The sequence below is a fragment of the Streptomyces sp. NPDC050738 genome, assembly GCF_040654175.1.
Classification (GTDB): domain Bacteria; phylum Actinomycetota; class Actinomycetes; order Streptomycetales; family Streptomycetaceae; genus Streptomyces.
In genome coordinates, this window is record NZ_JBFAHN010000001.1 from 614,972 (window position 1) to 628,211 (window position 13,240).

General features: G+C 67.2%; 12 protein-coding genes and 1 tRNA gene. 5 read left to right on the forward strand and 8 right to left on the reverse strand.

Annotated features, from left to right (window positions below):
- Positions 1-14 precede the first annotated feature (14 nt).
- The 5 genes from AB0H78_RS03070 to AB0H78_RS03090 are packed head-to-tail and all read left to right on the forward strand — an operon-like array spanning position 15 to position 3,333.
- Positions 15-209: a hypothetical protein gene (locus AB0H78_RS03070; protein ID WP_363232702.1), complete on the forward strand. Its 195-nt coding sequence runs from the start codon at positions 15-17 to the stop codon at positions 207-209.
- Positions 206-628, forward strand: coding sequence for a hypothetical protein (locus tag AB0H78_RS03075; RefSeq protein ID WP_363232458.1), 423 nt, complete (start codon positions 206-208; stop codon positions 626-628). Before AB0H78_RS03070 ends, AB0H78_RS03075 begins: the two co-directional genes overlap by 4 nt.
- Positions 621-1,991: a replication initiator protein RepSA gene (gene repSA / locus AB0H78_RS03080; protein ID WP_363232459.1), complete on the forward strand. Its 1,371-nt coding sequence runs from the start codon at positions 621-623 to the stop codon at positions 1,989-1,991. The genes AB0H78_RS03075 and repSA overlap by 8 nt, the downstream gene beginning before the upstream one ends.
- A complete protein-coding gene (locus tag AB0H78_RS03085; RefSeq protein WP_363232460.1) occupies positions 1,988-2,179 on the forward strand; it encodes a helix-turn-helix domain-containing protein in 192 nt (63 codons plus the stop codon). Before repSA ends, AB0H78_RS03085 begins: the two co-directional genes overlap by 4 nt.
- Positions 2,176-3,333: a site-specific integrase gene (locus AB0H78_RS03090; RefSeq protein WP_363232461.1), complete on the forward strand. Its 1,158-nt coding sequence runs from the start codon at positions 2,176-2,178 to the stop codon at positions 3,331-3,333. Before AB0H78_RS03085 ends, AB0H78_RS03090 begins: the two co-directional genes overlap by 4 nt.
- Positions 3,334-3,391: 58 nt before the next feature.
- Here AB0H78_RS03090 and AB0H78_RS03095 read toward each other — a convergent pair.
- From AB0H78_RS03095 to dnaN, 8 genes are all read right to left on the reverse strand, one after another.
- Positions 3,392-3,465: transfer RNA gene (locus AB0H78_RS03095), tRNA-Ile, on the reverse strand.
- 59 nt (positions 3,466-3,524) lie between these two features.
- Positions 3,525-4,100, reverse strand: coding sequence for a DUF3566 domain-containing protein (locus AB0H78_RS03100; protein ID WP_363232462.1), 576 nt, complete (start codon positions 4,098-4,100; stop codon positions 3,525-3,527).
- A 93-nt stretch (positions 4,101-4,193) separates the two neighbouring features.
- The gene (gyrA, locus tag AB0H78_RS03105; RefSeq protein ID WP_363232463.1) at positions 4,194-6,815 is read right to left on the reverse strand and encodes a DNA gyrase subunit A; all 2,622 of its coding nucleotides are present in this window, start codon (positions 6,813-6,815) and stop codon (positions 4,194-4,196) included.
- Positions 6,816-6,857: 42 nt separating this feature from the next.
- Positions 6,858-8,918 carry a DNA topoisomerase (ATP-hydrolyzing) subunit B gene (gene gyrB / locus AB0H78_RS03110; protein WP_363232464.1) on the reverse strand — a complete coding sequence of 687 codons (2,061 nt, stop codon included), beginning with the start codon at positions 8,916-8,918 and terminating at the stop codon, positions 6,858-6,860.
- A gap of 377 nt (positions 8,919-9,295) precedes the next feature.
- A complete protein-coding gene (locus tag AB0H78_RS03115) occupies positions 9,296-9,844 on the reverse strand; it encodes a DciA family protein (RefSeq protein ID WP_363232465.1) in 549 nt (182 codons plus the stop codon).
- Complete coding sequence (gene recF, locus AB0H78_RS03120) at positions 9,841-10,971, reverse strand: DNA replication/repair protein RecF (RefSeq protein ID WP_363232466.1); 1,131 nt, start codon at positions 10,969-10,971, stop codon at positions 9,841-9,843. Before recF ends, AB0H78_RS03115 begins: the two co-directional genes overlap by 4 nt.
- A gap of 32 nt (positions 10,972-11,003) precedes the next feature.
- Positions 11,004-11,882, reverse strand: coding sequence for a phosphogluconate dehydrogenase (NAD(+)-dependent, decarboxylating) (gene gnd / locus AB0H78_RS03125; RefSeq protein WP_363232467.1), 879 nt, complete (start codon positions 11,880-11,882; stop codon positions 11,004-11,006).
- Between the two features lie 79 nt (positions 11,883-11,961).
- Entirely contained in the window at positions 11,962-13,092 is a 1,131-nt protein-coding gene (gene dnaN / locus AB0H78_RS03130; protein WP_363232468.1) for a DNA polymerase III subunit beta, read from the reverse strand.
- Positions 13,093-13,240: the final 148 nt, after the last annotated feature.

Here is a 13,240-nt window from a genome sequence, read left to right on the forward strand (position 1 = left end):
AAGGAACAACCATGATGACCGACCGCCCCACCCCCGCGCGCCCGATCTGCCCGGACTGCGACGGCTTCCCCATCGTCGCCATCACCACCGGCACCCTCCACACCGACGGCTCCCGCCACGTGCTTCCCGTGATCTGCCCGGCCTGCCACGGCACCGGCCGCACACCCCGCCGCCTCATCGTCCGGCCGGTGAACGTGGGTGTGGCATGACGACCATGACCGCGGTGAGGGCGCTGACCTTATGGCAGCCCTGGGCGTCCTGCATCGCCTACGGGACCAAGCGCATCGAGAACCGTTCCTGGCCTACCGAGTACCGCGGCCCGGTCCTGATCCACGCCGGGCAGACCGTGGACCCCTACGCGGGCACGGCACCCATGTGCCGCCCGTTCCTGCACCGCCCCTTCCCCCGCGGCGCCGTCCTCGCCGTCGCCCTCCTCGACAACTGCCACGCGGATGACGGCTACTGCACCCTGTGGTCCGCCCACGGGCGCTTTCACTGGCACCTGAGCAACGTCAACACCCTCGCCCGGCCCTTGGCTTGGGCCGGTGCACGCGGCCTGTGGACACCCCCTGACGGACTGCTCTCCTCCCCTGCCCTGGCCGACGCGTTGGCGGTCGTCCGTGGCTGACACGCTCGATGCGGCCACCCTGGGCGATCTGCTGAGGGTGGCCTCCGCGCCCGGTTTCGACCGCTGGCGAGAACAGATCCGTAAGACCGGTGGCTGCTCCAATCCGATCCACCTGACCGGCTGGACTCTCACTCGTGACAAGACCACCGGTCAGCACCTGCACGCGTACTCAACGGGGGATGAGCCCGGTGGTCGGCTGCGGGTCGCCTGTGGAAACCGTCGTGCCTCGCGCTGCCCGTCTTGCGCCTACCTCTACGCCGGAGACGCCTACCGCCTGATCCGCGCGGGTCTCTCCGGAGACGACGCCATGAACATCCCTGCCACCGTGAGCAGTCGGCCACGGGTCTTCGCCACGTTCACTGCGCCCTCGTTCGGGCCGGTCCACAACCGCCCGGACACTGGCCGCTGCCGCTGCGGTACCCGCCATGCCGAGGACGCCCCGGCCTTGGGCACCCCGCTCGATCCACACTCGTACGACTACGCGGGCGCCGTGCTCTTCAACAACCACGCAGGCGAGCTCTGGCACCGCTTCGTCAACCGACTCCGCCGCGAACTCGCCGCCGCTGCCGGGCTCACACAGAAAGCGTTCAAGGAGACGGCGCGGCTGTCGTTCGGGAAGGTCGCCGAATTCCAGAAGCGCGGTGCAATCCACTTTCATGCCGTGATCCGCCTGGATGGACCCGATGGTCCCGACACCTCACCCCCGCGCTGGGCAACCCTCGAACTCCTCACCGCGTGCATCGAGAGCGCTGCCGCTCATCCCTACGTCACCGCTCGCGTGCCGGCCGTTTCAGACCAACCGAGCCGAGTCCTGGCCTGGGGTAAACAGCTCGATATCCGGCCCGTCCAAGCCTTCAACGACGGGGACGACATCACCGAAGGGGCCGTTGCCTCCTACGTCGCCAAGTACGCCACCAAGGCAGCCGAGACCACCGGCACCCTCGACCGCCGCATCGGGGAGCTGGCCGAACTCGACCAACACCACATCCCCGACCACGCCCGTCGCCTGATCCGCGCGTGCTGGGACCTCGAACCCCTCTACCCCGCCTACCGGCTGTGGGCCTGGGCTCACATGCTCGGCTTCCGCGGCCACTTCCTGACCAAGTCCCGCCACTACTCCCGGACCTTCGCCGAGCGCCGCTCCGTGCGTGCCGAGTACCGCGCCGCCGAACAACGCGAAGCCCTGGGCCTGCCCGACCCGGACACCACCCTCGTCCTGGCCCACTGGACCTACGCCGGACACGGCCACACTCCCGGGGAATCCGCCCTTGCTGCATCGATCGCGGAAGACATCCGCGTCAACCGCGAGACCGCCCGTGAAGCCATGCAAGACCGACCCGCTCTGAAGGGAGCCGCAACATGACCACCGCCCCGCCTGAGGTGCTGACCGTGCCGGAGGTCATGGCGCGGCTGAAGTATGGACGTTCAAAGGTCTACGACCTGATCCGTTCGAAGCGACTCGTGTCCTTCACGGACGGTGGGTGCCGTCGAATCCCTGCGGGGGCGATAGAGGACTACATCCGCAATCGGATCGAAGCGGGGGGCCGATGACCAAGCGTCGCCCCAATGGTGGGGGCACGATCACAAAGCGCGCGGACGGTCGCTATCAGGGGGCGGCGTACGTCACTAACAGCGATGGAATCCGCGTGCGGAAGTACGTCTACGGCGCGACGTACGACGAAGCGGCGGAGAAGCTCGGGAAGCTACAAGATCAGGAGCGCAACGGCGTACCCGTGCCTTCGCGGGCCTGGTCGGTCGGGGAGTGGCTGACCTACTGGCTTGAGCACATCGTGAAGCCGGATCGCGAACACAACACATACGTCAAGTACGAGTCCAAGGTCCGGCTCTACCTGCTGCCCAACCTCGACAAGAAGCCCTTGATCCGGCTGACGCCCGCCCAACTCCGCGCATTCATGGCCACACTCAAGGGCGCCAAGGTCGGTGCTGCTACCCGCTTCGAGGTGCTGCGTACGCTGCGCAACGCCCTCAACCGGGCCGTTCGGGAAGAGCTACTAACGCGCAACGTCGCGCTGCTGGTGGACATGCCGAAGGTCAGCACCGACAGAGGCAAGGCGTGGAACGCACGCGAAGCAATCACCTTCCTGCGGACGGCGCGTGCTCACCGCCTCTACGCGGCCTGCGTGCTGGTGCTCGTTCTTGGGCTCCGTCGCAGTGAGGTGCTGGGGCTGCGCTGGCAGGACATCGACTTTGAGAATGGCCAGTTCACCCCAACCAAGCAGGTGCAGCGGGTCAAGGGCGTCGGTCTGGTACTGAAGGACCTCAAAACGGAGTCGTCACAGGCGGTGCTGCCTCTGCCCGACTTCTGCTCCCAAGCCTTGGCGGAACGCCGGAAGCTCCAGGAACTGGAACGGACCTTGGCTACCGGTGCCTGGAATCAGCAGCCGGATCACGACGTGGTCTTCTCCGCCGAGCATGGTGGTCTTATCGACCCCGTGGGCTTCTCGCGGAGTTTCGATCGGCTCGTCACGCGGTCTGGTGTGCGGCGGATCACAGTCAGGATCGCGCGGAAGACCTGTGCAACTCTGCTCGCCTTCTTGAAGGTCCATCCCAAGGTGGCGCAGGCGATCCTGCGGCACAGCCAGATCGGCATGACCATGGACATCTACACGCAGGTGGTTGGCGACGGAGAACGCGAGGCGGTGACGATGCTCGCCGAACTCCTGGAAGACCCGCTTATCGGCTGATGTCAGCCGTAGATGTCAAAGGCCCCCCGACTAGATCGCCGGGGGGCCTTTGTGCAAGTGGGGCTAACAGGATTTGAACCTGTGGCCTCATCCTTATCAGGGATGCGCTCTAACCAACTGAGCTATAGCCCCGCGCTGCCCCTGAAGATTAGCGCACTTCAGGGCCAGTCCCAAAATCGATACCCGCAGCTCTACTCGTCCTCGGCGAGGGTGAGCTCCACGCCGCCGACGAACCCTGCCGACAGGTTGTAGATGAAGGCCCCGAGCGTCGCCAGCGCCGTGGCCAGCACAACGTCGATGACGGCGATGACCGACGTGAAGAGGAGCACCCGCGGCAGCGACAGGAACGACTGAAGATCGAACCCGCTGCTCTCGGTGGATCCTGTGGCCTCACTGATCGTGCCGCCGACCGTGGAGAAGACCCCCATGGCGTCCATGACCATCCACAGCACCGCGGCCGCCACGACCGTGCAGATCCCCAGCGCGATGGAGAGCAGGAAGCTCACCTTCATCACCGACCACGGATCGGCCTTGGCCACCCGCAGCCGCGCCTTGCGCGTCCGCGGAGTGGTCCGTGCGCCCGTACGCGGCCGGCGCACCGCACCGGTCTGCTGAGCGCCACCGGCGCGCTGCTGCCCGCCGTGCCCGCCGTGCGTACCCCCGCCGCCCTGGGGCGCGGGATACGCCTGTGGCGGCTGGTACGGAGGCTGCTGAGGCTGCGCCTCGTAACTCTGCGGTTGGGGCTGCGCCCCCCGGGTGTCCGTCACCGTTCCCCCTTGGGAGTCCGCGGCAGGGCCACGGGCACCATGTGCTCCAGCTCCGGAAGCGGCCGCTCCGGCGCCCGTGGCTCCACTCACGCTCTACTCCTCGTGCTCCCCGGCCGAAGGCTCGGTGCCCTCGTCCACCACCTCGGCCGCGCTGTCCGTGGCCTCGTCGATCTCGTCCCCATCGGGGCCGTCGACCTCTTCGGCCTCACGGCCGGCCTCGGCGTTACGAGCGATACCGACGACGGCATCGCGCTTGCCCAGGTTGATCAGTTGGACGCCCATGGTGTCACGGCCCGTCTCCCTGACTTCATTGACTCGCGTACGAATCACACCGCCGCCGAGCGTGATGGCGAGGATTTCATCCGTAGCCTCGACCACCAGCGCGCCGACGAGCGAGCCCCTGTCCTCCACGATCTTGGCGGCCTTGATACCAAGGCCACCGCGACCCTGGACGCGGTACTCGTCGACGGGGGTGCGCTTCGCGTACCCGCCGTCGGTGGCGGTGAACACGAACGTACCCGGCCGGACGACATTCATCGAGAGCAGTTCGTCTCCCTCACGGAAACTCATGCCCTTGACGCCCGAGGTCGCACGCCCCATGGGACGCAGCGCATCGTCCGTTGCGGTGAACCTGATCGACTGCGCCTTCTTGCTGACCAGCAGCAGATCGTCCTCGGAGGAGACCAGCTCGGCGCCGATCAGCTCGTCGTCGCTGCCGTCCGCGGTCTCCCGCAGATTGATGGCGATGACACCACCCGAACGGGGGGAGTCGTAGTCCTTCAGGGACGTCTTCTTCACCAGGCCGCCCTTGGTGGCCAGGATCAGATACGGCGCCGCGTTGTAGTCGCGGATCGCGAGGATCTGTGCGATCTGCTCGTCCGGCTGGAAAGCCAGCAGGTTGGCGACGTGCTGCCCGCGCGCGTCGCGCCCCGCGTCCGGGAGCTCGTACGCCTTCGCGCGGTAGACCCGGCCCTTGTTCGTGAAGAACAGCAGCCAGTGGTGCGTGGTGGAGACGAAGAAGTGGTCGACGATGTCGTCCTGCTTCAGCTTCGCCCCGCGTACGCCCTTGCCGCCGCGCTTCTGCGAGCGGTAGTCCTCGGTCTTGGTGCGCTTGACGTAGCCACCGTTGGTGATGGTGACGACGATGTCTTCCTCGGCGATGAGGTCCTCGATGGACATGTCACCGTCGAAAGGCACCAGCTTGGAGCGCCGGTCGTCGCCGAACTTGTCGACGATCGCCGCCAGTTCCTCGCTGACGATGGTGCGCTGACGCTCCGGCGAGGCGAGGATCGCGTTGTACTCGTTGATCTTGGCCTGCAGCTCGTCGTGCTCGGCCGTGATCTTCTGGTGCTCCAGAGCGGCCAGCCGGCGCAGCTGCATCTCCAGGATCGCGTTCGCCTGGATCTCGTCGATCGCCAGCAGGCCCATCAGGCCCTCGCGCGCGATCTCGACGGTGTTGCTGCGCCGGATCAGCGCGATGACCTCGTCGATCGCGTCCAGCGCCTTGAGCAGACCGCGCAGGATGTGGGCGCGCTCCTCCGCCTTGCGCAGGCGGAACTTCGTACGCCGGACGATGACCTCGATCTGGTGCGTCACCCAGTGGCGGATGAACGCGTCGATCGACAGGGTGCGCGGCACCCCGTCCACCAGCGCCAGCATGTTGGCGCCGAAGTTCGACTGCAGATCGGTGTGCTTGTAGAGGTTGTTCAGCACGACCTTGGCGACGGCGTCGCGCTTGAGCACGACGACCAGGCGCTGGCCCGTACGCGACGAGGTCTCGTCACGGACGTCCGCGATGCCGCCGACCTTGCCGTCCTTCACCAGGTCGGCGATCTTCTGCGCCAGGTTGTCCGGGTTGGTCTGGTACGGGAGCTCCGTCACCACCAGGCACTGGCGGCCCTGGATCTCCTCGACCGCGACGACCGCACGCATCGTGATCGAGCCACGGCCCGTGCGGTACGCGTCCTCGATGCCCTTACGGCCTACGACGAGCGCGCCCGTCGGGAAGTCCGGGCCCTTGATGCGCTCGAGCAGCGCGTCCAGGAGCTCCTCGTGCGAGGCCTCCGGGTTCTCCAGGTACCACTGTGCGCCGGCCGCGACCTCACGGAGGTTGTGCGGCGGGATGTTGGTGGCCATACCGACCGCGATGCCCGCCGAACCGTTGATCAGCAGGTTCGGGAAGCGCGCCGGCAGAACCACCGGCTCCTGGTTACGGCCGTCGTAGTTGTCCTTGAAATCGACGGTCTCCTCGTCGATGTCCCGGACCATCTCCATGGACAGCGGCATCATCTTGCACTCGGTGTACCGCATGGCGGCGGCCGGGTCGTTGCCCGGGGAACCGAAGTTGCCGTTGGAGTCCACCAGCGGCATGCGCATCGACCAGTGCTGCGCCAGGCGGACCAGGGCGTCGTAGATCGAGGAGTCGCCGTGCGGGTGGTACGTACCCATGACGTCACCGACGACGCGGGCGCACTTGTAGAAGCCCTTCTCGGGCCGGTATCCGCCGTCGTACATCGCGTACAGGACGCGGCGGTGCACGGGCTTCAGCCCGTCCCGTACATCGGGAAGCGCACGCGAGACGATGACGGACATCGCGTAGTCGAGGTACGAGCGCTGCATCTCCGTCTCGAGCCCGACGGGCTCGATCCGCATGGCAGGCTGGTCTGCTTCAGGGGTTGCGGGGCCCTCGGTAACGGGGGAAGTCTCGTCGGCCATTGCTGGTCAAAATCCTTTCGAAGCGGTCAGCGACGGACCGACTCAGATGTCGAGGAACCGAACGTCCTTGGCGTTGCGCTGGATGAAGGAGCGCCGTGCTTCGACGTCCTCACCCATCAGCACCGAGAACAGGTCGTCGGCCTGGGCCGCGTCATCGAGCGTGACCTGACCGAGGACACGGTGGTCGACGTCCATCGTGGTGACACGCAGTTCCTCGGCGTTCATCTCGCCGAGGCCCTTGAAGCGCTGGATCGAGTCTTCCTTGATCCGCTTGCCGTTCTGCTTGCCGAGTGCGACGAGCGCGTCGCGCTCCCGGTCCGAGTAGGCGTACTCGAAGTCGTCCCGGCCCCACTTGATCTTGTAGAGCGGCGGGCGCGAGAGGTACACGTGCCCGGCCTCGACCAGCGGCCGCATGAAGCGGAAGAGGAAGGTCAGCAGCAGCGTGTTGATGTGCTGACCGTCGACGTCGGCGTCCGCCATCAGAATGATCTTGTGATAGCGGAGCTTCTCGATGTCGAAGTCCTCGTGCACACCGGTACCGAACGCCGAGATCAGCGCCTGGACCTCGGTGTTCTGCAGGATCTTGTCGATCCGCGCCTTCTCGACGTTCAGGATCTTGCCTCGGATGGGCAGGATCGCCTGGTACATCGGGTTACGGCCGGACTTCGCCGAACCGCCGGCGGAGTCACCCTCGACGATGAAGATCTCGCACTTCGTCGGGTCGTTCGACTGGCAGTCGCTCAGCTTGCCGGGAAGCGACGCCGACTCCAGCAGGCCCTTGCGACGGGTGAGGTCACGCGCCTTGCGGGCGGCGACACGGGCCGTCTGTGCCTGGATGGCCTTGCGGATGATGTCCGTGGCCTCGTTCGGATTGCGGTCGAACCAGTCCGTGAGGTGCTCGTGCACGACCTTCTGCACGAAGGTCTTGGCCTCCGTGTTGCCCAGCTTGGTCTTGGTCTGCCCCTCGAACTGCGGCTCGCCCAGCTTGACGGAGATGATCGCCGTCAGGCCCTCGCGGATGTCCTCGCCGGAGAGGTTGTCGTCCTTCTCGCGCAGGATCTTCTTGTCCCGCGCGTACCGGTTGACCAGGCCCGTCATCGCGGCCCTGAAGCCCTCTTCGTGCGTACCGCCCTCGTGCGTGTGGATCGTGTTCGCGAAGGAGTACACGCTCTCGCTGTACTGCGAGTTCCACTGCATCGCGATCTCGGCCGAGAGAAGACGTTCCTTGTCCTCGGCCTCGATGTCGATGACCGTCGGGTGGATCATCTCGCCCTTGCGCGAGTTGAGGTACTTCACGAAGTCGACGATGCCGCCCTCGTAGTGGTACTTCACGGTGCGGACCTGCTCGTCGTCCGCCTCGTCCGCCGTGTCCGCGCCGACCGTCGCCTTCGCCGACTCGCGCTCGTCGGTCAGCGTCAGGGTGAGGCCCTTGTTCAGGAAGGCCATCTCCTGGAAGCGCCGCGACAGCGTCTCGAAGGAGTACTCGGTCGTCTCGAAGATGTCGCCGTCGGCCCAGAAGGTGACCGTGGTGCCGGTCTCATCCGTGGCCTCGTGCTGGGCGAGCGGCGCGGTCGGGACGCCCACCTTGTAGTCCTGCGTCCAGCGGTGGCCGTCGGTCTTGACCTCGACGGCGACCTTCTGCGACAGCGCGTTCACGACGGACACGCCGACACCGTGCAGACCACCGGAGACGGCGTAACCGCCCCCGCCGAACTTGCCGCCCGCGTGCAGCACGGTCAGTACGACCTCGACGGCCGGCTTCCCCTCGGAGGGGACGATGCCGACAGGGATGCCTCGGCCGTTGTCGATGACGCGGACGCCACCGTCCTCGAGGATCGTGACGTCGATCGTGTCCGCGTGCCCTGCCAGGGCTTCGTCGACGGAGTTGTCGACTACCTCGTACACGAGGTGATGGAGTCCCCGCTCACCGGTCGAGCCGATGTACATGCCGGGTCGCTTGCGAACAGCGTCCAAACCCTCGAGGACGGTGATCGCGCTGGCGTCGTACGAGGTGGTGACCTCGCCGTTCTCGCCGGCAGTGGAGGGAAGATTCTCGTTGGGGTTGCCGGAATCGGCCACGAAGCGCCCTTTCTGGCACAGCACAAGCCGATCTCCGGGCTAGCGGGAACGGCTGCGTCGTTCAGCGTGTTGTCGACGTGTCCCGCAAGCTGACGGGATTGCTGCCCAGTCTACCGGTAGCGCCGACCCGAATGGGGGTTTGCCGGTACCTGAGTCCACATGTGCCGCCCTGAACCTCCTCCGTCCGACTCCCCATATCCGGGATGGGGCTCCAAGAGGCTCACGCGGGCGTTCAGCGCTTCGGGCTGTCAACCACCCACTACGGTGAGGGACGCCTCACCGCCCACCACCGGTTTCACGGCCCACACACCGGGCAGCGGTACGCACCGGAAGCCCCGGATTTCACACGGCCTCGCGCGCGACACGGATGTTTCACGTGAAACAGCGTCGGCCGCCGAACCTCACCCGTAGGTGTCGCCCGGACCCGTGCTCCCCGGCGCCCGCAGCCGCCCGAACCGCTGCGGCGGCCCACCCGGCCCCAGCACCTTGATCAGGCGCACCGTGCCGTGCCCCAGATCCGCATTCAGCCGGGCGACCAGTTGGGGAGCCAGCAACCGCAACTGTGTCGCCCACGCCGTCGAATCGCACTGCACGGTCAGCACCCGCTCATCGGGTTCCTCGTCATAGCGCAGCGGGACACAGTGCTTCGCCAGGTCCTCCCCGACGATCTGCGGCCACCGCCCCATCACTCCGCCCACCGCAGCCGGCGTCTCCCAGCCGCGCTCGGTGATCAACCGGTTGATCGCAGCGCCCAGCGTCAACGGATCACGCCCGTCGGCGCGGGCCCCCGACCGCAGTCCACCCCGTTTGGCCTGCTTCTTCTCCTGAGCTGCCGCGCCCCGCGCCTTCGCCTGCTCCTTCGCCGCGCGCAGCGCGACCCGTGCCAGATCGACCCCGGAAGGCTCAGGAACCTTGGGCTGCTCGGCGGGGGAGGACGGCTGCTCGCTCACAGTCGCTCCACCGCACCGTTCGTCACGCCGTAGCGCACACCTGCGAGCACGCCGGGAACGTCATCGTCGACCGCTGCCGTCACCAGTACCTGCTCACCCGGTGCCACCAGCTCCGCCAGCCGCTCCCGCCGCCGCGCGTCCAGCTCGGCGAAGACGTCGTCGAGCACCAGCACCGGCTCATTGCCCTCGGCGCGCAGCAGGTCGTACGAAGCCAGCCGAAGCGCCAGCGCGTACGACCAGCACTCGCCGTGGCTCGCATACCCCTTGGCCGGGAGGCGCCCCAACTTCAGCACCAGATCGTCCCGATGCGGTCCGACCAGCGTCACCCCCCGCTCGATCTCCTGCTTCCGGGCATCCACCAGCGCCGCGATCAGCAGCTCGTACAGCTCCTCACGCGTCTGCGCACCCTCGATGCCCTCGCCCAGCGAACTGCGGTACTCCAGTGCCACCGGCCCACCCCCCGGGGCCAGTTGCTCGTACGCCTTGTCCGCCAGCGGCTGCAGCGTCGCGATCAGGTCCAGCCGCTGCGCGAGCAACTCCGCGCCCACGCGCCCCAGATGCTGGTCCCAGACGTCGAGCGTGGACAGATCCATCGACCGGCCGCCGTGCCTGCGTGCCATGGCGGCCGACTTCAGCAGGGTGTTGCGCTGCTTCAGCACGCGCTCGTAGTCGGCCCTCACTCCCGCGATGCGCGGTGAACGGGCAGTGATCAGTTCATCCAGGAACCGGCGGCGCTCACCCGGGTCGCCCTTGACCAGGGCCAAGTCCTCGGGGGCGAACAGCACCGTACGTAGGATCCCCAGCACGTCCCGCGGCCTGACCTGGGAGGACCTGTTGATACGGGCTCGATTCGCCCGACCGGGATTGAGCTCGAGCTCCACCAGCTGGGAGCGGTCTCCCTGCGTGACGGCGGCCCTGATCACGGCCCGGTCTGCGCCCATGCGCACCAGCGGCGCATCGGAGGAGACCCGATGGCTCCCGAGCGTCGCCAGATAGCCGACGGCCTCGACCAGATTGGTCTTCCCCTGGCCGTTGGCGCCCACGAACGCAGTGACGCCCGGATCGAGAGGGACCTCGACCCGGGCGTACGAGCGGAAGTCGGCCAGCGACAGATGCGTGACGTGCATGCGTGCGGTCCGACCTCCCCCTGCTTGCTGACTTACTTCTTGTTCTCGACCGCGTGGCCGCCGAACTGGTTGCGCAGCGCCGCGATCATCTTCATCTGCGGCGAATCGTCCTGGCGGGAGGCGAAGCGGGCGAAGAGCGATGCCGTGATCGCGGGCAGCGGTACGGCGTTGTCGATCGCGGCCTCGACGGTCCAGCGGCCCTCGCCGGAGTCGGCGGCGAACCCGCGGAGCTTGTCCAGGTGCTCGTCGTCGTCCAGCGCGTTGACCGCCAGGTCGAGCAGCCAGGAACGGATGACGGTGCCCTCCTGCCAGGAGCGGAAGACCTCGCGCACGTCGGTGACGGAGTCGACCTTCTCCAGCAGCTCCCAGCCCTCGGCGTACGCCTGCATCATGGCGTACTCGATGCCGTTGTGAACCATCTTGGCGAAGTGGCCGGCGCCGATCTTGCCTGCGTGGACCGCGCCGAACTCACCCTCGGGCTTGAGGGCGTCGAAGATGGGCTGCACCTTCGCGACGTTCTCGGCGTCCCCGCCGTACATCAGCGCGTAGCCGTTCTCCAGGCCCCAGACGCCGCCGGAGACGCCGCAGTCGACGAAGCCGATGCCCTTGGCCGCCAGCTCCTCGCCGTGCTTCTCGTCGTCGGTCCAGCGGGAGTTGCCGCCGTCCACGACGATGTCGCCCGGCTCCAGCAGTTCACCGAGTTCGTCGACGGTGGACTGGGTCGCGGCACCTGCCGGGACCATCACCCAGACGACCCGCGGACCCTTGAGCTTGCTCACAAGCTCTTCCAGGCTGTTGACATCCGCGAGGTCCGGATTGCGGTCGTAACCGATGACGGTGTGGCCTGCGCGGCGGATGCGCTCGCGCATGTTGCCGCCCATCTTGCCGAGGCCGACGAGACCGAGCTCCATCAGAAGATCCTTAGTGACGTGGTGGCGTTTCGTACCTGCGTCCGAGCCTACGCCGGGACGCAGGTACACACCTGCGGGGTCAGCCGCTCAGACGTACCGGCATGATCAGGTACTTGTACGCGTCGTCCGCCTCGGCATCCACCGCGGGGCGGCCGCTGAGCAGCGCCGGCTTCGTCGAGGTCGTGAAGGAGAGCTGGGCGACCGGGGAGTCGATCGCGCTGAGCCCGTCCAGCAGGAACGTCGGGTTGAAGGCGATCGAGATGTCGTCCCCGTCGAGCTTGCAGTCGACTCGCTCCACAGCCTGTGCGTCGTCGCTGGAACCGGCCTCGAGGATCAGCACGCCCTGCTCGAAGCTGAGGCGTACCGGAGTGTTCCGCTCGGCCACCAGGGACACACGCTTGACGGCCTCGACGAACGGCGCGGTCTCGATGACGGCGATCGAGTTGAACTCCGTCGGGAAGAGCGTCCGGTACTTCGGCAGGTCACCCTCGAGGAGGCGGGTGGTCGTACGCCGCCCGGCACCCTCGAAGCCGATCAGACCCTCGCCGGATCCGGAGCCCGAGAGCGCAATCGTGACCGTGTCGCCGCTGGTCAGCGACTTGGCAGTGTCCAGGAGCGTCTTGGCGGGCACCAGGGCGACCGCGGAGGCTTCCGGGTTCTCCGGCTTCCACAGGAACTCGCGGACCGCGAAGCGGTAGCGGTCGGTGGAGGCCAGGGTGACCGTGTCGCCCTCGATCTCGATCCGCACACCGGTGAGGACGGGCAGCGTGTCGTCGCGGCCGGCGGCAATGGCCACCTGGGCGGCAGCAGAAGCGAAGACCTCACCGGGGACGGTGCCCGTGGCGGTGGGCATCTGCGGCAGGGCCGGGTACTCCTCCACAGGCAGGGTGTGGAGTGTGAACCGCGAGGACCCACAGAGCACGGTCGCTCGTACACCGTCTGTGGAAATCTCCACCGGACGGTTCGGAAGCGCTCGGCAGATGTCGGCGAGCAGTCGCCCCGAGACCAGGACCGTGCCGTCCTCTTCGATCTCTGCGTCGACCGATACCCGTGCCGAGACCTCGTAGTCGAAGCCGGAGAGGCTCAGAGTGCCTTCCTCCGCCTTCAGCAGAAGGCCCGCAAGAACGGGCACCGGCGGACGTGCCGGGAGGCTGCGTGCCGTCCAGGCCACCGCCTCGGCGAGTACATCGCGCTCCACCCGGATCTTCACCGGAACCGCCTCCTGCTGTTGCTCGCTGCCCTGCTGGCCTCGTCGTCGGCTTGTTGCCGGGGAACAGTCTGACAGCAGCCACCGACACTCGGTGCGAGTCGGGGTCAAGTCGCGACAAGCAGCTTCGGAGGCTCCGGCGCCGAGTTGT